Annotated in this window: 16 protein-coding genes; 7 read left to right on the plus strand and 9 right to left on the minus strand. The window is 68.1% G+C overall.

Annotated features, from left to right (window positions below; genetic code table 11):
- The first annotated feature begins 122 nt into the window (after positions 1-122).
- Positions 123-1,391 carry an arsenic transporter gene (locus AC1DK4_RS05720; RefSeq protein WP_441614520.1) on the plus strand — a complete coding sequence of 423 codons (1,269 nt, stop codon included), beginning with the start codon at positions 123-125 and terminating at the stop codon, positions 1,389-1,391.
- 42 nt (positions 1,392-1,433) lie between these two features.
- Here the strand turns inward: AC1DK4_RS05720 and AC1DK4_RS05725 are convergent, their stop codons facing one another.
- Both AC1DK4_RS05725 and AC1DK4_RS05730 read right to left on the minus strand, forming a co-directional pair.
- The gene (locus AC1DK4_RS05725; protein ID WP_441614522.1) at positions 1,434-1,730 is read right to left on the minus strand and encodes a nicotinamide mononucleotide transporter; all 297 of its coding nucleotides are present in this window, start codon (positions 1,728-1,730) and stop codon (positions 1,434-1,436) included.
- Positions 1,731-2,103: 373 nt separating this feature from the next.
- The gene (locus tag AC1DK4_RS05730) at positions 2,104-3,867 is read right to left on the minus strand and encodes a hybrid sensor histidine kinase/response regulator (protein ID WP_441614524.1); all 1,764 of its coding nucleotides are present in this window, start codon (positions 3,865-3,867) and stop codon (positions 2,104-2,106) included.
- A 331-nt stretch (positions 3,868-4,198) separates the two neighbouring features.
- Here AC1DK4_RS05730 and arsN2 point away from each other — a divergent pair, with 331 nt between their 5' ends.
- The 4 genes from arsN2 to AC1DK4_RS05750 all read left to right on the plus strand — a co-directional run bounded on the left by arsN2 (position 4,199) and on the right by AC1DK4_RS05750 (position 6,982).
- Entirely contained in the window at positions 4,199-4,627 is a 429-nt protein-coding gene (arsN2, locus tag AC1DK4_RS05735) for an arsenic resistance N-acetyltransferase ArsN2 (protein WP_441614526.1), read from the plus strand.
- A 213-nt stretch (positions 4,628-4,840) separates the two neighbouring features.
- On the plus strand, positions 4,841-5,566 hold the full coding sequence (folE, locus tag AC1DK4_RS05740; protein ID WP_441614528.1) for a GTP cyclohydrolase I: 726 nt from the start codon (positions 4,841-4,843) through the stop codon (positions 5,564-5,566).
- Positions 5,567-5,639: 73 nt separating this feature from the next.
- A complete protein-coding gene (locus tag AC1DK4_RS05745; protein ID WP_441614530.1) occupies positions 5,640-6,083 on the plus strand; it encodes a BLUF domain-containing protein in 444 nt (147 codons plus the stop codon).
- A gap of 107 nt (positions 6,084-6,190) precedes the next feature.
- Positions 6,191-6,982: a fumarylacetoacetate hydrolase family protein gene (locus AC1DK4_RS05750; protein WP_477131434.1), complete on the plus strand. Its 792-nt coding sequence runs from the start codon at positions 6,191-6,193 to the stop codon at positions 6,980-6,982.
- A gap of 394 nt (positions 6,983-7,376) precedes the next feature.
- Here AC1DK4_RS05750 and AC1DK4_RS05755 read toward each other — a convergent pair whose 3' ends face one another.
- Both AC1DK4_RS05755 and AC1DK4_RS05760 read right to left on the minus strand, forming a co-directional pair.
- Positions 7,377-8,801, minus strand: a complete 1,425-nt coding sequence (locus AC1DK4_RS05755; RefSeq protein ID WP_441614534.1) for a dihydrolipoyl dehydrogenase — start codon at positions 8,799-8,801, stop codon at positions 7,377-7,379.
- A 207-nt stretch (positions 8,802-9,008) separates the two neighbouring features.
- Entirely contained in the window at positions 9,009-9,740 is a 732-nt protein-coding gene (locus tag AC1DK4_RS05760; RefSeq protein ID WP_441614536.1) for a glutathione peroxidase, read from the minus strand.
- Between the two features lie 422 nt (positions 9,741-10,162).
- Between AC1DK4_RS05760 and AC1DK4_RS05765 the strand changes: the two genes are divergently transcribed.
- Positions 10,163-13,603, plus strand: coding sequence for an ATP-binding protein (locus tag AC1DK4_RS05765; RefSeq protein WP_441614538.1), 3,441 nt, complete (start codon positions 10,163-10,165; stop codon positions 13,601-13,603).
- Between the two features lie 97 nt (positions 13,604-13,700).
- On the opposite strand, the gene AC1DK4_RS05770 is transcribed toward AC1DK4_RS05765, so the two are convergent.
- Positions 13,701-14,339: a response regulator gene (locus AC1DK4_RS05770; RefSeq protein ID WP_441614540.1), complete on the minus strand. Its 639-nt coding sequence runs from the start codon at positions 14,337-14,339 to the stop codon at positions 13,701-13,703.
- 389 nt (positions 14,340-14,728) lie between these two features.
- Here AC1DK4_RS05770 and AC1DK4_RS05775 point away from each other — a divergent pair, with 389 nt between their 5' ends.
- Positions 14,729-15,454, plus strand: a complete 726-nt coding sequence (locus AC1DK4_RS05775) for a response regulator (RefSeq protein ID WP_441614542.1) — start codon at positions 14,729-14,731, stop codon at positions 15,452-15,454.
- Positions 15,455-15,505: 51 nt separating this feature from the next.
- Here the strand turns inward: AC1DK4_RS05775 and AC1DK4_RS05780 are convergent, their stop codons facing one another.
- From AC1DK4_RS05780 to AC1DK4_RS05795, 4 genes are all read right to left on the minus strand, one after another.
- On the minus strand, positions 15,506-15,700 hold the full coding sequence (locus AC1DK4_RS05780) for a hypothetical protein (RefSeq protein ID WP_441614544.1): 195 nt from the start codon (positions 15,698-15,700) through the stop codon (positions 15,506-15,508).
- A 278-nt stretch (positions 15,701-15,978) separates the two neighbouring features.
- Positions 15,979-18,417: a polysaccharide biosynthesis tyrosine autokinase gene (locus AC1DK4_RS05785; protein WP_441614546.1), complete on the minus strand. Its 2,439-nt coding sequence runs from the start codon at positions 18,415-18,417 to the stop codon at positions 15,979-15,981.
- The gene (locus tag AC1DK4_RS05790) at positions 18,414-19,226 is read right to left on the minus strand and encodes a Crp/Fnr family transcriptional regulator (RefSeq protein ID WP_441614548.1); all 813 of its coding nucleotides are present in this window, start codon (positions 19,224-19,226) and stop codon (positions 18,414-18,416) included. Before AC1DK4_RS05790 ends, AC1DK4_RS05785 begins: the two co-directional genes overlap by 4 nt.
- A gap of 188 nt (positions 19,227-19,414) precedes the next feature.
- The gene (locus AC1DK4_RS05795; RefSeq protein ID WP_441614550.1) at positions 19,415-21,166 is read right to left on the minus strand and encodes an FAD-dependent oxidoreductase; all 1,752 of its coding nucleotides are present in this window, start codon (positions 21,164-21,166) and stop codon (positions 19,415-19,417) included.
- Positions 21,167-21,224: the final 58 nt, after the last annotated feature.

Genomic DNA, 21,224 nt, shown 5'->3' on the forward strand with positions numbered 1-21,224 from the left:
GCGCCTGAGCACCCGGGCGCCTGAGTACCTGAACACCGCGGGCACCCGCAGCTGACGCCGCCGAATCCGCCGCGCCCTGGCGCGGCGCCACGACACCCACGACACGAACTGCCGCCCATACGATGCTGCCGACCAGCCTGTCTCCCTACAATGGCCTCCTGATCTGGGCGGTTGCGGCGGCCGCCACCGTCGGCGTCATCACGCGGCCGTTCCGCTTGCCCGAGGCCGTCTGGGCCGTGGCCGGCGCGCTGCTGCTGTGCATGACGGGGCTGCTGGCCCTGCCTGATGCGCTGGCCGCCGTGGCGCGCGGCTACGACGTCTACCTGTTTCTCGGCGGCATGATGCTGGCCGCCGAACTGGCCCGCAAGACCGGACTGTTCGACCACCTGGCGGCGGTGGCGGTGCGCCGGGCGAAGGGTTCGGCGCGGCGCCTGTTCGTGCTGGTCTATGGCATCGGCACGCTGGTCACGGTGTTCATGTCGAACGACGCCACCGCGGTGGTGCTCACGCCCGCCGTGCTGGCCGCGACACGCGCCGCCAGGGTCAGGCATCCGCTGCCCTACCTCTACATCTGCGCCTTTATCGCCAATGCCGCCAGCTTCGTGTTGCCGATCTCGAACCCGGCCAACCTGGTCGTCTTCGGCGAGCGCATGCCCACGTTGCTGGGCTGGCTGGCGCGCTTCGCGCTGCCTTCGGCGCTGGCGATCGCCGCCACCTTCGCCGCCCTGTACTGGACGCAGCGCCACGCGCTCGACGAGCGCATCGCGGCCGACGTGCCGGTGCCGCCGCTTTCGCCCGAGGCCCGGCTCACCGCCGCCGGGATCGTGGTGATGGGTGTGGTACTGCTGGCCGCCTCGCTGCTGGGCGCCGAACTCGGTTGGCCGACCTTCCTGGCCGGCCTGGCCACGCTGGTGCTGGTGTGCGCGCGCCGGCCGGGCCTGTGCCTGCCGGCGCTGCGCGAGATTTCGTGGGGCGTGCTGCCAATGGTGGCGGGCCTGTTCGTGCTGGTGGCGGGGCTCGAGCAGACCGGCGTCATCGGCCGGCTGGCATCGGAGATGCAGGCGCTCATCCGCCATGCGGCCACGACCGGGCTGTGGCTGCCCGGCGCCGTGGTGGCGCTGGCATCGAACGTAGTCAACAACTTGCCGGCCGGGCTCATTGCCTCGTCCGTGCTCGCGGCGGGACACGCCTCCACCGATCTCACCAGCGCCGTGCTGATCGGCATCGACCTGGGGCCCAACCTCTCGGTCACCGGCTCGCTGGCCACCTTGCTATGGCTGACCGCCTTGCGGCGCGAGGGCCACGAAGTGGGCGCGCTGCAGTTCCTGCGTCTCGGTGCCCTGGTGATGCCGGTGGCGCTGGCGCCCGCGATCGCCAGCCTGCTGTGGTGAGAAGCAGCGCCGCGTTCCGCGGCACTGCCCGGCAGCAAGTACTCAGGCCGGGTGCGCCTGCGTGTGCGCGCGTTCCTGCTCCCGATGAAACTTCGTGTGGCGATACAAGCCATAGATGCTGGTCGCGGTAAAGCCCAGCTGCTGGACGAACAGGCCATAGGTGCCGGTCACCAGCGCGAATACGCTCCATACCAGGTTGGAACAGAGATAGGCGATCCAGCCCCAGCGCGACGCCTTGTTATGCAAGGCAACCAGCAGGGAGCCGCTCATCGCCAGCGCGCAGCCGGACCATTCGAGGCCATTGAGCAGATTGGGAATGTACTGTTGCGCCAGATCCATCGCGCTTGTCTCCTGAATGATTTCAGATTTATTTTGTGTTCATCTTTTGCATACAATGCAGGCCGAAGCTTAGCCTGCCGGGGCGCGGCAGGGCAAGCGTTTTTGCTCGGGTTTTGCGCGATCGATGGAATACCCCAGGGCCTTGGCTGGATTATTTCGTCAGATAGATGACGATGGCGATGACCCCGAGCGCTGCCAGGGTGAGCATGAGGAAAACAAGCATCGGCAGCATGTGGTGTTGTCGTTCCATCCAGTATGGAGTGGCCGCAACGACACTGGCGTAGGGCGATGGCTGATTCGGGCCAGACGGCCTCCTACATGCCGCCGTTGCGCGCACACCAGCACGCATCCGGCCGCATCCGGCACGCACGCCTCAGCTGCGCGCCAGGACCTGCGCCAGGGCCTCCAGCGCCAGCGGCTTGGCCAGGTGGAAGTCGAACCCGGCCGCCGCGCCGCGTTCCCTGTCGGCCGTGGACGCGTAGCCGCTCAGCGCAACCAGGCGGGTGCCCGCGAAGGACGGCAGCTGGCGCAGGTGCCGGGCCAGTTCGAAGCCGTCGATGCCGGGCAGGCCAATGTCGATCAGCGCGACATCCGGCGTGAAGTCCGCGGCGATCTCCAGCGCGTCCTCGCCGCTGACGGCCAGCCTGACTTCGTGGCCGTCGAGTTCGAGCAACATGCCGAGCGCGCGCAGGCCCTCGGCATTGTCGTCGACCAGCAGGATGCGCATCGGGGCGAGCTTGCCGGTGGTCTGCGCGGCCACCTCGGCCAGTCCGGCGCACACCACCGGCAGGCGCGCCTGCACCTCGGTACCGAGACCCCTGCCATCACTGCGCACCGTGACCGTTCCGTTGTGCAACTCCACCATGCGCTTGACGATAGCCAGCCCCACGCCCAGGCCACCCCCATGCGCATTGGCCGCATACTGGCTGAACATGTCGAGCACATTGGGCAGGAAGGCGGGATCGATACCCACGCCGTTGTCCTTGACCGTGATCACCAGCACGTCGTACGGGCCGGCATCCTCGTCGTTCGCATCCGCTTCCCCCATCGGCGACGGCTCGACCTGCAGCGACAGGTCCATGGTGCCGCCGCGCGGCGTGTACTTGATCGCGTTGGACAGCAGGTTGGTCAACACCTGCGTGAGCCTTGCCGCGTCGGCATACACTGTCACCGGCGCGTCGGGCAGCGAGGTGGTCAGCACGTTGCCGTGCCATTCGATGTCCGACGCCACCGCGGCCAGGGCATCCGCCACGATGTCCTGCATATTGGCGTGGGTGCGCACGATCGGCACCTTGCCCTGCTTGATGCGCGAGGCATCGAGCAGATCGTCGGTCAGCCGCTTGAGCTGGCGCATCTGGCGCTCGGCGATATCGAGCATGCCCGAGGTGGACTGCTGCGCCGTCGCGAGCCGGCGGCTGACCTTGATCGCGCTGTCGATGGCGGCGATCGGGTTGCGCAGTTCGTGCCCGAGCATGGCGAGGAATTCATCCTTGCGCGTATCCGACAACTGCAGCGCCGCGCGCGCGGCCTTGGCCTGCGCCGCTTCGGCGATGGCTGCGTCCTTGCTGCGTGACATGTTGAGCACCGCGCCGGCGAAGCTGGCCAGGCTCTCGAGCAGGCGGCAGTCTTCCTCGTCGAACCAGCGTCCCGGCTCGTGCGTCGCGACCCAGATGGTGCCCCAGGGTCCGCCATCGCCGGGAACCGGCACGACCAGTTCTTCGACCGCCTCCGGCACGGTGGCCGGCAAGCAGGAAAAATGCCGTTGCGGATAGGCCAGCAATTGCGGGCTGCCCAGTTCCAGCGTCACGCCGGACGGGCTCGCGTCGCACGACACCACATGGCCGACCTGCGCGGCGCTGAGCCCCGCGGTAGCGATCCAGCGCAATGCCGGCGTGCCGTCGTTGCCGGGCTCCGGCAGGCAGATGCCGGCGCTGCCCGCGCCGCAAAGCTGTAGCGCGGAATCGGCCAGCGATTGCAGCAGCGCCAGGTCGGACGACACCAGCGCGCGCGCCAGGCGGCGCAGCGCCACGCACTCCGCTGCGTAGTCGGGCGAGCGGGCCGTCCGCTTGCCGAGTTCGTCGGTCTTCAGGATGCCCGCGCTGCGCGCGCGCATCAGCGAAGGGGATGGTGACGCCATGGCAAGTCGCTCCCGGGGACCGGAACAAGTTCCGTGGCAGGCACCGGCGCGCCGGGCGCGCGCGAAACATCCCGCCAGCAAGGAATGTTAGCGGATTTCGGGCCAGCCGGACCGCACCCGGCCCCGCGGGCCAGCGTCCCGTCATCAACACCGTCAACGCCATCGACGCCATCGCTATCGAGGGTCGGCAGCGATAGTTCGCAACAGCCGATCCGCCACGCAGAGGTGCGGAGAACGCGATACGCGAATCTACTTAAGAAGTTTCCCTAGGCACGATGGAAGCCGTCTGAACTTAAGATAGGGATAACAGCCCGAAGTACAGGAGGGCACGATGCGCCCGCACAATGCAACCGAAAAGGACCGCGAGGAAGTAGAAGATCTGCTGCGGGCTTGCGCCTTGCCGCTGGAGGGCGTCGCCTGTCATATCGGCAATTTCCTCGTGGTGCGCGACAACGCAGGCCTGCTTGGCTGCGCCGGCGTGGAGAACTATGGGCACGTCGCGGTACTTCGCTCCGTGGCGGTGGCCCAGCGCGCACGTTCGGCCGGGCTCGGCGAACTGCTGGTGGCCGCCATGCTGGCCGAGGCACGCACGCGCGGTGCCCAGTCAGTGGTGCTGCAGACCACCACCGCGGCCGCCTACTTCGCGCGGCTCGGCTTCGAGCAGGTCGAGCGCGCCTGCATGCCGCCCGAGCTGCAGGACGCGATTTCGCTGCGCGAGGCCGGTCCCGCGCCCGCCACCGTGATGCAGGCCGCGCTGTAGCCGGTCCTGCGCGGGCAGGCGCGGGGACACGCGCCTGCCTGTCTTCGCCCCGCCACCCCCTCCGCTGCCGTCTCTGTTGCGTGCAACGCACCCCGGCACGCAGATCGGCGTAGGATATCGTTCTGTCCGGACCGCAAGCCAGTCTGCGCGGCGGCCGCCACATGCCGGCAGGGCTTGCGCCAACCCTTTCTCCTCGATCACGAAACGCACGATATGGAATCCGATCACCACGCATCCCCTGCGCAACTCGACGAAGCGGCGGGCAGTGCGTCGTCCCGCATCCGGTCGCGCCTGCAGGCAGCGCATGAGCGTTTTCATGCCAACGACAATATTTCTGCCTACGTCCAGCCGGGCGAACTCGACGAACTGCTCGATGAAGTGCAGGCGCGCATGGAAGACGTGCTGCGCAGCCTGGTGATCGACATCGAGCGCGACCACAACACGCGCGAGACCGCGCGCCGCGTGGCCAAGATGTACCTGAAGGAGATCTTTGCGGGGCGCTATGTCAGCCCGCCCAATGTCACCGAGTTCCCCAACGCGGAGCGCATCAACGAACTGATGATCGTCGGCCCGCTGCGCGTGCGCAGCGCATGTTCGCACCACCTGTGCCCGATCATCGGCAAGCTGTGGGTAGGCGTGATGCCCAACCAGCATTCGAACCTGATCGGCTTGTCCAAGTACGCGCGCCTGGCCGAATGGATCATGTGCCGCCCGCAGATCCAGGAAGAGGCGGTGACCCAGGTAGCGGACCTGCTGCAGGAAAAGATGAGCCCGGACGGGCTGGCCATTGTCATGGAGGCCGAGCACTTCTGCATGCACTGGCGCGGCGTGCGTGATACCGACGCCAAGATGACCAACAGCGTGATGCGCGGCTCCTTCCTGAAGGACGACAGCCTGCGCCGCGAATTCCTGACCTTGCTCAACCGGCACCGGGAATAGGCGCGCACGGCGCCACACACAAACACACGCACGCACGCACGCACAAACACCGCAGATCCCCACTGGAGACAACATGCTCGTACGCCTGCTCTATGCCAGCCGCGCATGCAAGCCGGCCGATCCCGCGCTGGTCGACGACATCATCGCGACCAGCATCGCGAACAACCCGAGGCACGGCATCACGGGCGTGCTGTGCCATGGCAACGGCATCTTCATGCAGGCGCTCGAGGGCGGCCGTACCGAAGTCTCGCGCCTGTACCAGCAGATCGTCCGCGATGCGCGCCACGAAGACGTGGTGCTGCTGCACTATGAAGAAATCCTCGAGCGCGAATTCGCCGGCTGGGCAATGGGCCTGGTCAATACCGGCAAGGTCAACATGGCCACCATCCTGAAGTACTCGGCGCACGGCGAGCTCGATCCCTACCGCACCAGCGGGCTGGCCTCGCAGGCACTGCTCAAGGAACTGATCGCGGGCGCGTCGATCGTGGGGCGCACCCCGGAGCGGCATCGCGTCTGAGCGCAGCCCGCCGGCCCGCCGACCGGTTATGCTGTCGGCCCGGCCGCGCGCAGCCGGATCTTGCGCGCGTGGCTTCGCATTCACGACACCAACGATAGGAAAACCCTGTGAGCGCAAACTTCAATCCCGGCACCGCGGCAGCACTGCTGGCCGACGCCTGCCGGCGCGGCGTACAGTTCCGCGACCTGCCCGCCGACGCCAAGCCCGCCACGCTGGCCAGCGGCTATGACGTGCAGGACAGCTTTATCGCGGCGCTCGGCGACCCGGTGGCTGGCTGGAAGCTCGGCGTGGGCAGCGCCAACGCCATGCGCCGCGCCAATCTGGCGCGCCCCCTGGTAGGCCAGGTCGGCGCCTCGCGCTGCCTTGCCGCGGGCGATACGGTCACGGTGCCGGCGGGCGCGGTGGTCACCATCGAATTCGAGATCGCGGTGCAGCTCGCGCGCGACGTGGCGCCGGTACGGGACGCCCTCGCGCCGGCGGAACTCGCGGCGCTGATTGGGCACGCCCAGGTCGCCTTCGAGGTTGTGCTGTCGCGCTACGAAGACCGCACCGCGGTCGGCATGCCTGCCTTTGCCGGCGACAACGTGGGTTTCCACGCGCTGGTGCTCGGCCCGCAGATCGACGCGGCGAGCATGGAAGAGGTGCGTGCCAGCGCCAGCGTCGCGCTCGTCGGCCAGGTCTGCGCGCTGCCGCTTGCCGGCGACGACGCCATCTATCCCCTGGAGGCCCTGGGGTCTTTGCTGGCACATGCGGCCGAACGCGGCATCACGCTGCGCAAGGGCACCGTGGTCACCACCGGCACGCTCACCCGCCCGTTCGACGTGCCTGCCGGCCCCCACGAGATCCACGCCGCCTATGCCGGCGGAAATTTGGCGATGAAGCTCGCGTGCCGGGCTTGACAAGCCCTTAAGATTTCGCGCATTCTCGTTTTTTGCCTTCCCGTGTTATCCACACTTTGTGTGGATAACACTGTCGACAAGCTCCGCAAACGGCGCTGGCACGCGGACCCCATCGGACTGCTCACAAAACGGGCAGCTACCGGCTCCGCGGCCGCGCGGATCTCCAGGAGCGGGCTGCCTACCCCGGAACGAATCAAGCGTCAAGGAATGTGAAGGTCCTCCACGCCATCCGATCCCGCAGGGATGACCGGCAGAAAAAGTAGCCGCGACAACCAAGACAACCAAGACAATCGCGAAGTGAGTGCAGGCTAGCCTGCCGGCGTCCTCGCCGAAGGACGCGGGCAGTTGCCGGCAAGGATCAGGCGACGGTCAGGCGAAGATCGGCCGATGCATCTCAGGCAGCAAGCCTGGCGGCGGCATCGCGCAGCGCGGTGCGCAGGCCCTCTTCCACCACCGGGTGGTAGTACGGCATGGCCAGCATCTGCTCCACGGTGAGCGCTTGCTGATAGGCCCAAGCCAGCAGGTGCGCGATGTTCTCGGCGCGCGGGCCGGTCCATTCGGCGCCGAGGAAGCGGCCGCTGCGCTTGTCGGCATAGACGTGCATCAGCCCGCGGTTCTTGAGCATGACGCGGCTGCGGCCCTGGTCCTCGAAGCTCACCTCGCCGGTGACGAAGCTGTCCGGCGCAAGGTCGGCATGACGTTGTCCCACCATGGCGATCTGCGGATCGGAGAACACCACGCCGATCGGCGCGCGGCGCGACAGCGCACGCACTGCGGGATAGGCGGCCGCGTTCTCGCCGGCGGCCTTGCCCTCGTCGGCGGCTTCGTGCAGCAGCGGCAAGATATCGTTGGCATCGCCGGCGATAAAGACCGGCGCCGGGCCGCATTGCAGCGTGGCCGGATCGAACACCGGCACGCCGCGCGGGTCGAGCTCGAGGCCGCTGTTCTCCAGCCCCAGGCTACGCACATTAGGCACGCGGCCGGTGGCGGCCAGCGCGTAGTCGAAGCGCTCCGTGACAAGCCTGCCCTCGATGTCGGTGAAGCTGATCACCACCTCGTCGCCATCGCGGCGCATCTCGCCGAGCGCGGCGTCCGGGTCGATATAGAACTCCTCGCGGAAACTGGCGACGGCGTTGGCCTTGATGGCCGGATCGGTCAGCGGGCCGACACCGCCGCGCAGGCCGAACACGCGCACGTGCACGCCCAGACGGGACAGCGCCTGGCCCAGCTCGAGGCCGATCACGCCGGGGCCGAACACCGCCACGCGGCGCGGCAGGTCGTCCCAGGCGAAGACGTCGTCGTTGACCACCAGGCGCTCGCCGAACACCTTCAGCGGCGGCGGCACCATCGGGCTGGAGCCGGTGGCGATCACCACGCGGCTGGCGCGCACCACGGTGTGCCCGTCCACTTCGAGCACGGTATTGTCGATAAAGCGGGCATGGCCGCGGATCTTGTCCTCGGCCGGAATGCCGTCCACGCCGCGCACCACGAAGCCGACGAAGCGGTCGCGCTCGCGCTTGACGCGGTCCATCACCTCGCGGCCGTCGACGCGGATCTGTCCGTCCACGTGCACGCCGAACGGCGCGGTGTGGCGCAGTTCGTGCGCGGCCTCGGCCGCCGCGATCAGCAGCTTGGAGGGCATGCAGCCTACGCGGGCGCAGGTGGTGCCATACGGTCCGCCTTCTATGATGACGGCGCGCTTGCCGGCCGCGCGCGCCGCGCGGTATGCAGCCAGGCCGGCGGTGCCGGCGCCGATCACTGCGACGTCGGTGTGGATGGTCTGCGCGGTCTGCTTCTGCTGGCTCTGCGTGGTGGTCATGAGAATGTTTTCCTGGTGAGTCTGCTTCAATCAGCGGACCCGATGGCAGCGGCGGCTTGCGCCGGCACTGGTGCTGGTGCTGGTGCCGGTGCTGGTGCTGCCATCGGGTCCGCCGACTGGGGCGAGGCTGCCGGCATTGCCGGCGCCATGCCCTTGCGGCGGTGAAGCGCGGCGGATCCGTCTGCCGGTCCGCCGGTGCGGGCGCGCTTAGCGCACGAGATAGGTCTCGAGCGCTTCGGCGCCGCCGATCAGGCTGCCGTTGATGAAGATCTGCGGCGCGGTCATGTTGCCGGACACGGCGCCCAGCACCTTGCCGCGGATCTTGTGTTCGAGCGGCACGTCGATGTACTCGTAGCCGTTGTCGGACAGCATCTGCTTGGCCTTGGCGCAGAACGAGCAGCCCACCTTGGAGAAGACCACGACCTGGTCGGGCTTCTTCGCGCCGGGAGCGATGTAGTTCAGCATGGTGTCGGCATCCGAGACCTTGAACGGGTCGCCCGGCTCTTCCGGCTCGATGAACATCTTGTCGACCACGCCGTCCTTCACCAGCATCGAATAGCGCCAGCTGCGCTTGCCGAAGCCCAGGTCGGTCTTGTCCACCAGCATGCCCATGCCCTCGGTGAACTCGCCGTTGCCGTCGGGGATCATCACGATGTTTTCGGATTCCTGGTCCTTCGCCCATTCGTTCATCACGAAGGTGTCGTTGACCGAGACGCACAGGATCGCGTCGACGCCATGCTTGGCAAAGACCGGGGCCAGTTCGTTGTAGCGCGGCAGGTGGGTGGATGAACAGGTCGGGGTGAAGGCGCCGGGCAGCGAGAACAGCGCGATGGTCTTGCCCTCGAACAGGTCAGCGGTGGTCACGGTCTTCCATTCATTGTTTTCGCGGACGCGGAACGTGACATTGGGAACGCGTTGACCTTCACGGGATTGCAGCATGGTGAAAAGCTCCTGGGTGACTTGGGGGTGGATGGCCGCGTGTGTTGCAGCGAAGACCCGATTCTGAGGGCGCCCCCTTTATTTGTACAATTTATCGTCACAAATACACTGATTGAAAAATACTATTGTTACTGGATAGGGCCGCCCTATCGCGGCCATCGCAGCAGTGATGCCGCTACGCATGAATCACCTGTTCGCCGCCAGTGCTCCGGACAATCCCCTCGCCGCCGCCCCCCCGGCGTAGGCAATTGCGTACGCAAGTAGCGGAAAGTGCCGACGATCATTTCAGATGTTTCACAGCGATGCCGGTCCTGGCGGCCCTTACATTCGTCACGAAAGCCGCCCCGAACCCGCGGCGTCCTCCCGGCCACGGCTGCCGGCGTGAACCCTGCCGGCCTGCCGGCCTTCGACGAGACTCCCTTATGTGCCGCTGTCTTCCGCCGCGCTTCGCCAAGGGCTTGCCGCCCCGGAGAACGCAACTGCCGTCGCCGCCGCGGCAAGGCCGCCTTGCCGGAGGCCTCGCGGTTTCGCTGCTGGCGCTGTGCCACGGCATGCCCGCAGCGGCGGAACCGGCGCCGCCCGCCGCCCTGCTGCTGAACTCCCAGATCCGGCTGGCCCAGCCCCTGGCCGCCTCCACGGCCCCTGGCACCCGCCCCGCGCAATGGAGCGGCGCACCGCTGGACGACGACCCCGAACTGGCGACCTGGCGCCGCGCGCGGCGGAGCCTGCGGGTGGGCGTGGTGGGCAACTACCTGCCGCCGTTCGACCTGATCGACCTGGAAGGCGAATACCGCGGGATTTCGGCCGACTACCTCGCCGTGCTCGCCGCCCGGCTGCGCATGCCGCTGTCCATCCAGCGCTATCCGTCGCAGCAAGCCGCGCGGCGCGCCCTGGACGAAGGCGCCATCGACCTGGCTACCACTACGCTGGACGGGCACGCCGACGGCCTGCGCACCGCGCCCTACCGCGCGCACCGGCTGGTCGAGCTGGTGTCGCGCCGGGACAGCGAGCACAACGAAGCGGTGCGCACCATCGGCTACCTGCGCGGCGAGGTATCGCCGGATGCCTTGCAGCTGGCCTACCCGGATGCGCCGCTGCAGCCGTTCGGGAACCTGCTCGGCGCGCTCGACGAACTGGTGCGCAAGGCGGATTTCGTGATGGTCACCAGCGCGACCGCGGCCAGCTATCTGATCGACCAGTACAACTATGACGAGCTGACCGCGCGCAACTTCGCGCCGATCGCGCCGGATGGCGTGCGCTTCGCCGTCGCCGACCCCGCGCTGGGCAGGATCGTCGACCGCGCGCTGGCCGGGCTGCCCGCGACACTGCAGCGCCAGATCGACAACGCCTGGGTTCCCGTTGCGCTTGATTTCAACATCGCCGACAAGCTCAACCTGTCCACCGCCGAGCGCGCCTGGCTCGCCGGCCACCCGGACGTGCGCTACCTGGCGTCGCGCGATCTCATGCCTTTCCAGTTCATCGACGCCGGGCAGCGGCTCGAAGGACTGACCGAGCAGGTGCTGCATCTGGTCGGGCAGCGCACCGGGCTGCGCTTCGTGCCCTACTGGCCCGCCAGCGCCGCGGCCGCGAGCGCCGACATCGACACCGGCACGCTGGACGTCGTGCCGGTCCTGCCGCTGAACCATCCGGCCACCGGCCTGGGCGCACTGACGGTGAGCGCCCCGTACTATTCAGGCAACTGGGTGGTGGTCACGCACGTTGGCAACGACAGCACCCACAGCCTGCCCGACCTTGCCGGCAAGGTCATTGCGGGGCCGCCATTCAACGGGATCCAGGAACTGGTGGGCGCCAGCTACCCCGTCAGGCGGCACGAGACCGGCACCTACGAGGAAGCGTTCCGCATGGTGGCCGAGGGCAAGGCTGACGCCACCATCGCCAGCGCCTTCATGGCCGACTACATGCTCAAGCGTGCCTACGCGGGCCGACTGCGCATCGCCACGGCCACGGGCGGCATGCCGCTGGAAGTGGGCCTTGGCGTGACCAGCAAGCATCCGGAACTGCTCGCCATCCTCAACAAGGCCCTGCTCAGCATCTCGCACGAAGATCTCGGCGCCATGCGCGCCCACTGGACGCAGGCGCGCACGCCGGTGCTTGCCTGGCGGCAACTGCTGCCCTGGCTGATGGCCGGCGCGGCCCTGCCGCTGGCAGTAAGCGGGCTGTCCCTGGCATGGGTGACTTCGCTGCGCCGCCAGGTGACGCAGCGCACCGCGGCCGAACATGCCTTGCTGGACCAGCTCGCGTTCCAGGCCACGGTGCTGGACGGCATCCCGCAACCGATCTTCCTGCGCGACAACGCGCTGCGCATGATCACCTGCAACAGCGCCTACGAGAACGCGCTCGGCGCGAAGCGCGAAGCGCTGCGCGGCACCGCGCCGGGCTTCGCGCGCTCCACGGTCCCGTCCGACATCGGCCACGAAGAATGCAGGGACATCTACCGGCACGTGCTGAAAACCGGCCTGCCGTTCGGCGCCGACCGCCGCCTGGTGATCAACGGCGAGATGCGCAGCGTGATCAGCTGGGCGGTACAGCTGCGCCGGGCCGACGGCCGCACAGCCGGCATCGTAGGCGGCTGGATCGACGTGACCGAGCGCGAACAGATGCTGGCCGAACTGGCCGCCGCGAAGGACCGCGCGGAGGCGGCCAACCGCGCCAAATCCACCTTCCTGGCCTCGATCAGCCATGAGATCCGCACCCCCATGAACGCCATCCTCGGCATGCTGGAACTGACGCTGACGCGCCGGCGCGGCACCCGCGACCGCGAGCAGCTGGGCACGGCGCATGGCGCGGCCACCTCGCTGCTGTCGCTGCTGGACGATATCCTCGATCTTTCCAAGCTGGAGGCGGGGCAGTTCACCTTGCAACTGCGCGCCGCATGCCTGCGCAAGGGCCTGCATGAAGTGGTGCGGATGTTCAGGCCGGTGGCGGCGCAAAAGGGCCTGACCCTGGAGCTCCGCGTGGACGACGCAGTGGCGCCGGCCCATCTGGTGGATATGCTGCGCATCAGGCAGATCATCGGCAATTTCGTCTCCAACGCAATCCGCTTCACGGAACGCGGTGGTGTCGAGGTCCGGCTGCACGGCAACGCCGCGCGCGATGGCCGGCAGGCACTGGAGATCGTGATCGAAGACAGCGGCATCGGCATTCCGGTCGAAGCCATCGGCAAGCTGTTCCGCCCCTTTGTCCAGGTGGAATCGGCCGGACGCCCCAATACCGGCGGTACCGGGCTGGGCTTGTCGATCTCGCATAGCCTGGTGCGCAAGATGGGCGGCGAGGTCACCCTCGAAAGCGCGCCGGGGCAAGGCACGCGGGTGGTGGTGCGCCTCGATCTGGAAGTGTCGGCCGCCGCGCCGGCACAATCCAAGCCACCTGGCCAGCGCACCGGGTTCGCGCCGTTTCCACCCGCCTGCCGCGTGCTGGTGGTGGACGACCACGCGCCTAACCGCCTGCTGCTGGTGCGCCAGCTAGAGCGGCTCGGCATCGCCTCTTGCACGGCCGAAGACGGCGCGCTCGGCTTGCAGGCCATCCTGCGCGCGCCCCCGGACCTGGTGATCTGCGACTGCATGATGCCGGTGATGGATGGCTACGGACTCGCCAGCGCGATCCGCGCCCGGCAGGACGCCGTGAGCCGGATCCCGATCATCGGCTGCACCGCCAGCGGCCAGTCCGAAGACCATCAGCGCGCGCTGGCCGCCGGCATGAATGGCGTGATGGTCAAGCCGGTCGGGCTGGCCACGCTGGAGCGCACGCTGCGCGGCTATCTCGGCGCGACCGCGCAAGGCACGGTTGCCCCGCATGAAGACCTTGCCGAAGCAAGCGGCGAAGAGCAACCGAGGCGCAACTAGGACGAGAACGGGCGGGAGGCAGGAAAGCACAAGGCGGAGGCAGGCAGCCGCGCTGCGGCACTGCAGCGGCACGGCTTGCCCGTGCCACCCGCGCGCGTCACTGCCCCGGCGACAGCCTGCACCGCCGCGCGAAGTCGACCAGGTCCACCAGCGAGCTGACCTGCAGCTTGCCCATGATGCGCGTCTTGTGACTGCTCACCGTCTTGTTGCTGATGAACAGGAGTTCGCCGATGGCCTTGTTGGACAAGCCGCGGACCAGCATCTGCAGGATGACGATCTCCTTGTCCGACAGCAGCATCAGCCGTTCTTCGTCCGCCCGCTGAATGACCTGCGGCAACTCGCGCTGCTGGCGCATCTCGGGAAATACCGTGTAGCCGGCCATCACCGCTTCGACGCAGCGCACGATCTCCTTCATGTCCTGCATCTTGCTGACGAAGCCCTGCGCGCCGGCCTGGCGCACGCGGGGCGCGAACGTGGCCTGGTCCTGCCCCGAGATCACCAGGATGCGGATCGGCGGATGGACCAGCTTGAGCCGCGGGATCACGTCGAGGCCGCTGATGCGCGGGATGTCGAGATCCAGGATGGCGAGATCCGGCTCGAACTGCCGCACGGCTTCGATTGCAGCCTGCCCATTGTCGGCTTCCAGAATATTGCCGACCCCCAGCACTTGCGACAACTGAGTCTTGATCACCAGGCGCAATGCCGGATGATCGTCGACGATCAGGATCGTTGCCACTCCCGTTCTCCCCCAAGATTCCCACACTCTGCCCGCCCGCGCCGGCACTGCCACGCCTTCGCAGGTGAAGCGCGGATTATGTTATGACGTTACTTCATAGTCGTGAGGAATTTTCCGCGCGAACTGTCGGAGATTTCCCAAAATACTGGCCACGTGGCGAAATAGACCATTTCCGGCCAGCCACCCCCGCCACAGCCGCCCGTCCCTTGCCCCGGCGAACCCGTGCGCCGGTCCCGCCAGCGCCGCATATCCCCTGATTTGCCGAAATTTCGCAAACCGCCATCGCGCCGTCGCGGCTACAGTCTGAAGCCGACGGCCCTGCCGGCGCCCCGCGCCGCCATGCCTACGATCACTGCGCGCCCGCGCAGCGTCCTCCCGGATATGAGTCCATGCTGGCCGATGCTATGTCCTCCAAAACCCTTATCGTCATCGCCGACGACCATCCCGTCATGCTGCTCGGCCTGCGCGGCCTGCTGGCCCAGTTCGACAGCATCGAGATTGCCGGCGTTGCCCGCAATTCGACCGAGATCATCGCCCTGCTCAACCGGCTGCCGTGCGACATCCTGCTGACGGATTTCGCCATGCCCGGAGGCGTCCACGGCGACGGCATGCACATGCTGGACCTGGTGCGCCGGCACTACCCCGGGCTCTGGATCGTGGTGGTCACCATGCTGGACAATCCCGCGCAGATCGGCAAGCTGTCCAGGTTCGAGAAACTGTCCGTGGTCAGCAAGCTCGACGATGCATCGCACATCGCGACGGCGCTGGGACAGATGCTGGCCGGGCGCCCCTACCTCTCGCCGACCATACAGGCACTGCTGGACAGCGCCATCCCCCAGGTGGACCCGCGCGTACGGTTCGGCGCGCTCAGCCCGCGCGAGATCAGCGTCATCCGCCTCTACCTGACGGGCATGTCGGTCAGCCAGATCGCGGCCAACCTCGGACGCAGCATCAAGACCATCAGCACGCAGAAGATGTCCGCCATGCGCAAGCTGGGACTGCGCGGCGACCTGGATCTCTTCAGCTACGCGAGTTCCACCGGCCTGCTCGGCCAGACGCGCCTGCCCACCGGCGGCAAGGCGCCGGACCAGACCGAGGGCAACAGCCAGCCTTAGGTGGTCCACCCCAGGCAGCCCGCCGCCGTATCGCGCGGCGGCGGCATCCACTCAGGCGTTGCCGGGCGGGTAGCCCTGCGTGCCGCGCGCCCTCCCGGCCGCCGCGGCGACCTGGTCCCCCCCGCCGTGGCCGCCCTGCGCCGCGGTTGCCGCGGCATGCATCTCGAACCCGGGATCGGGCGACGGCACGGAAATGGTGGTCAGCAAGGACAGCGGACACCACCAGAGTGCTTTTATCAGATTCATTGCCCCCCCTCATTCTCGAGCCGACGACCGTGGCCAGCCATGGCCGACTACCCGGCATCATCGCTGGATTTCACCACGAATTCCGTCAGGTATTCCACCGCATAACGGCGGCTGGAGGGCCTCAGTTGAGGGTTGTCACAAACATTTCATCGTGGCGCGTCGCCGGCGTGCGTTTTCACTCACATTCGCCCGGGTGACGGCCTGCCGCGCCCGCGCGACATCCCCGGCACCTTCTGTAGTGCCAGGGAGTCCGCAGCCTTGCCGGCGGGGTGCCGGGTTCAGCAGATCCGCCATCCGGGCGCGGCGGGCTCTTCCGACGGCGTGGCGCGCAGGTAGCTGATGGTCTCGCCGCAGCGCTCGCGGTTGCTCCTGCGCAATTGCAGCCCGTTGAGCACGCCGCCGATCACGTTGGCGCGGGCGCGCTCGAGTTGCTTGAGCGCCTCCGTCACCTTCTCCTGCGGCGTGCAGTCCGCGCGCACGAACAGCAGCGTCGAGCCGGCCAGGCGCCCGACCAGTGCCGCGTCCGCCACCGCGAGGATCGGCGGCGTATCGACCAGGATCAGGTCGAAGCCCGCGTCGCAGGTCAGCAGCAGCTCGCGCAGCGCCGGCAGCATCAGCAACTCCGACGGATTCACCGGCCGGGTGCCGGCGGCAAGCAGCCATAGCCCGCCGACCGATGTGGGCCGGATCGCATCGTGCAGGGCCAGCGTGCCGCACAGCAGGTCCGCCAGTCCCGGCGCACCCTCCAGCCCGAACTGGCTGGCCACGCGGGAGCGGCGCAGGTCGGCGTCGACGAGCAGCACGCGCATGCCGGCTTCGGCCGCCAGTACCGCCAGGTTGACCGCGCCGAAGGTCTTGCCTGCCCCTGCCGATGCACTGGTGATGGCGACGATATGGTTGACCGCGCCCTCCATGGCGAAATGCAAGGCGGCGCGCAAGGTGCGCAACCCTTCCACGGCCGGCGCGTGCGGGTATTGCCGCGCGAGCAGGTAGCGGTCGTGCAGCGCCGGCGGCGGCTCTTCGCTCACCACTTCCGGGCGCGCCGATGCTGGCGCCACGGCGCCGCGCAGTCCGGCGCGTGCCGCGCCGCCGACGCCGACACCGGAAGGCAGGCGCATGGCTTGCGGATGCTCGGTGGCGATCAGCGTCGGCGCGAGCAGCGAGCGCGGCGATGTCAGGCTGCGGCGCTCCAGCTCGGCCTGTTCCGGACTGAATACCACTTCGCCCACCATCGGCAGCGCCAGCGTGCCTTCGATCTCCGGCGCGCTCGCCATGCCCCGGCGCGCGCGGCCCTTGAACCCGGCCACGGCGACGCTGCCCAGCAAGCCGAGGAAGGCCGCCAGCCCCGTCAGCAAGATGCGGTCCGGGCCGGCCGGCAGCGTCGGGGCCACAGCGAAGTCCACCAGGCGCACGTCGCTGGTACTGTCCGAATGTGCCAGCGCCAGTGCCTGCGATTGCCGGCGCAAGGCCATGTAGGTATCCTCGGCCACCTTCACGTCGCGGGTCAGCGCCGCGGATTCGCGCTCGGCCTCGGTCAGGCCCTTGCGCTGGGTATCAAGGTTGCGCCGGTCGCTGTTGAGCTGCAGGAGCTGGTCGTCGACCGCCTGGACCTCCAGGCTCTCCGTGGTGAACTTGCGCAGCAGGCGCGAACGCTCGAGCCGCAGCGCGGAGATCTGCTTCTGGTAGTCGATGCTGCCGCTCAGGTAGGACTGCGACTCCTCGGCCGGCTGCATCGAGCCGACGCGGGCCCGATGCCGCGCCAGCGCGGCTTCGGCCTGTTCGAGCTGCGCCTTGACCCGCGGCAGCTCGCCGGTGACGAAATCCATTTGCTGGTCCGCCTGCTCGCGCCGCTGGATGACTTCGGTATCCGAGATCGAATGCGCAACGGCATTCACCACGGCGGCGGCGCGCGCCGGGTCGCCATCGCGCCAGGTGATGCGCACCGCGCGGGGCGCGCCGCCATCCGCGCTCGCCGTGCCCGGCACGGCACTTGCCGAGGTGCCGCGCACCTCTTCCGTCTTGAGGCCGCGCACGAGCATATCGTAGGCCGTGACCGGGTCGCGGCGCATCAGCTCGAACCGGGTTCCCTCGCGCGCATCCAGCCGCGCCAGCTTCATCGATACGCCGTCGCCGCGCACGACATCGCCGACCTTGCCGGTCAGCAGCATCGAGCCGTCCGCGCGTTGCAGGCGGAACTGCCCGTCGTCGAGCGCAACCAGCGTGAGCGGCTGGTTGAGCAGTGCCTCGGGCACGTTCAGCGCGAGCACATCGATATGCTCGCCGCCCCAGGCATACTCCGACAAGGCGGCCAGCGGCGACGCCAGCGGGCCGCCTTCCGCGTTGCCAGCGAAGCGCGCCCACAGGGGCCCGATGACGGGCAGCATGTGCGGCAGCGCGACAATATCCAGCCTCGATTCGCGCACCACCGGGGTCAGCACCGCGCGGCTGGTCAGCGCATCCGCGCGCAGTTCGCTGGCGGGTTGCGCCGCGCTGCCGCCCTGCGACACGCGCTTGCCGGCATCCGGGCGCACCATGGCGTCGGCCTGGTATACGGCCGGCAGCGACCAGGCGTAGATCGCGCCGCACAGGGCCGCGCAGACGGTCACGCCGAATATCATCCCGGCTTGATCATGCAGCGCGCGGGCCAGCTCAGAGCGCGCGGCCGCAGCCTGCGCGCGGAACGCCGGCGCGGGGCCGGATTGCGTAAAGGTATTCACAGGCAGCTCCCTGAATGGGCTGATTGCGGCAGATGCGCGCAGCTGGCGGCGGAAGACCGCGCAGGACCCGCGCCCTCGCGATGGAAGGATTCGGCAGGCCGGCCGGACAGCAGGCGCCCGTACTCGCGCGCGACCAGCCCGTAGCACTCGCAGGCGTGCAACTCCAGCCGGCCACGGTCGATCACCGTGATATGGCCCCGGCTGTAATGGATCAGGCCCTGCTCCGCGAGCTTGCCCGCGGCCTCGGTCACGCCTTCGCGGCGCACGCCCAGGCGGGCGGCGATCATCTGCTGCGTGATGGCGATCTCGTTCGAACAGAGGCGATCGGCGGACAGCAGGAGCCAGCGGCAGACCTGCTGGCTCAGCGAGTGGTAGCGGTTGCACACCGCGGTCTGCGCGATCTGGGTCATCAGCGCCTGCACGTACAGCAACACCGCGCGCAGCGTGGCGGGCGAGCGCAGCAATTCCTGCCGCAACCGGTTCGCCGCGAGGCGGAAGCCGTAGCCGGCGGTCTGCACCTCCAGCCTGAACGGCATGGCGTAGCCGCCCGTGACCACCGGAATCCCGATCATGCCCTCGTTGCCCACCGTGGCGATCTCGATGGCGGTGCCGTCCTCCAGGTAGGAAAGCATCGACACCACCGCCGTGGTGGGGAAGTAGACATGGCTCGCTTGCTGGCCGCTCTCGCTGAGCAGTTGCCCGGGGCGCATGCGGACGAGTTCCACGTAGTCGGAGATGGCACCCCAGTCCTCGCGCGGCAAGCCGAGCAGCAGATGGTTGACGTCCGGAGATAGTCGCTGACCGTGCATTCTGGTTTCCTCCGCAAAGCCATGCCGCATGCGTGCGGGACCGGTTGCCATTGCGCCCGGGCAAGCGCGCGCAGGCACGCCGCAGGCTCGGCAATCTCCGCAAGATCTGCGCCAATGCCGGCTCGTCCGTGCCCTGTACGTCTTGTCTGGCAACACTGTCACGCCTGGTTACCTCTGGTTACGTCCTGTTACTCCTTGGGCATCGCCATCACCGCCGACACGGCCGGCACGACGGGCGCGATCGCGGCAGCAGCGATCGCCAGGTCGTCCTCGGGCACCGTTGCAGGTGCCTTGCGCGGCGCGTCGGCCTCGCTTTTGTACGTTGCGCATGGCATGCCGAGCTCGCGCGCGATATGGCCGCTCAGCCTCAGCGCCAGCGCGGCGATGGTGATGGTGGGAAAGTTCGCGCCCACCGTGGGAAACACCGAGCTGCCGGCCACATAGAGATTGGCCAGGCCGTGCACGCGGCAGTTGCGGTCCACCACTCCCGAATTTGGCGAATCGTGCATTCGCGTGGTGCCCATGTGGTGCCACGTCCCTTCGAGCGAGGCAGGCCATGGCTGCCCTTCCATGGGCGGATCCAGCGTGACCTGCGCCACGCCGCTGCGCTGCAGTTCGTCTGCCAGCAGGGCAAAGGTGCGGTCGAAGGTACGCTGCACCAGGCTGCCCACGCGCCAGTGCACGCGCACCCGCGGCACGCCGAGCCGGTCACGCTGCTCGCACAGGGTCACCCTGCTGTGCGGGTCGGGCTCGGCCTCGACGATGGCCTGCATCTTCACGCCGGTGATCAGCGAGCGCGGCTGCAGCAGCCGCGTCAGTCCAAAGCCCACGGTATCGATCGGGTGGGCAGCCATCGTCAGCAGGTCGGCGCTGAGCTTGCGCCCCGGCTGGTCCTTCTTGAGCAGCGCCTGCTTGGTGCGGATCAGCGCCTCCGCGCCGGTACTGCCTTCGCCGTAGAACTGCGAGAAAAACCATACGCGCGAATTCAGCAAGCCCTCGCGCTCCAGCACGGCCTGCTTGAGCGCGAACTGCGAGGACACATGGGTGCCATAGGCGCTGACGGCCGCATTCTGGTAGTGGTACTTGATGTCGTACAGCTTGTTGCGCTCCCATGCCTTGCTGAAGCGCACGCTGCCGGACAGCAGGCGTGGATGGTCCATGAAGTAGCGGCCCACCAGGTCCGCGCCGTTGCCCAGGCCGGCCGCCTGCACATTGTTCGAGGCCAGCATCAGCCGCGCGTTCTCGATGCCGCCCGTGGCCAGCACGAACAGGCGCGCCGCCACCCGGATGCGGCGGCCGCTGAGCGTGGCCACCGACACCCGCGAGACCGAACTCGCATCGGCGTTGGCATCGATATTGACGACATTGGCGTAGAGGTACACCTTGATGCGGTGCGACTGCTCGAGCTGGGCACGGTAGAGCTTGCCGAAGCGCGCCGGCGGGCTGAACTGCGAGATGGTGTCGCGGATATACTCGCCGCTCAGCGGCAGGCGCCTGACGTCGTGCCGGCGGATCGCGGCCTCCCAGTAGGCGGGGTCGAAATTGTTCGGGCCGAGCTTGAGCAGGTCGTGGGTGCGCTCATAGAAGGGCGTCAGTTCGTCGAGCCCGAACGGCCAGCCGCTGTGCGCGACCCAGCTGCGCTTTTCCAGATCCCATGGATCCAGCGGACGGCACCACCCGCCCCAGCAATTGCTGCTGCCGCCGAGAAAGCGGCTGCGGCTGCCATCGGCAAAGCTGTAGGGCAGGCCGACGTTCTCGCCACGGTACAGGTCGCGGGTCTCGTCGTCGGGGGCATAGCCGCCGCTCTCCAGCAGGCAGGCATCGATACCGAGGCGATGTAGCTCCAGCGCCAGCGTAATTCCCGCCACACCACCACCGATGATGCAGACGGTCGAAATCACCATCGTGTCGTCCTGCAGTTTTCTCGTATCGATGAACATGGCGTACTCCTCGCGCGCCGGCCCCGGAGCCGGACGGCAACCCTCGCTGCAACCATCT

The sequence above is a fragment of the Cupriavidus sp. 05N38 genome, from assembly GCF_056397345.1.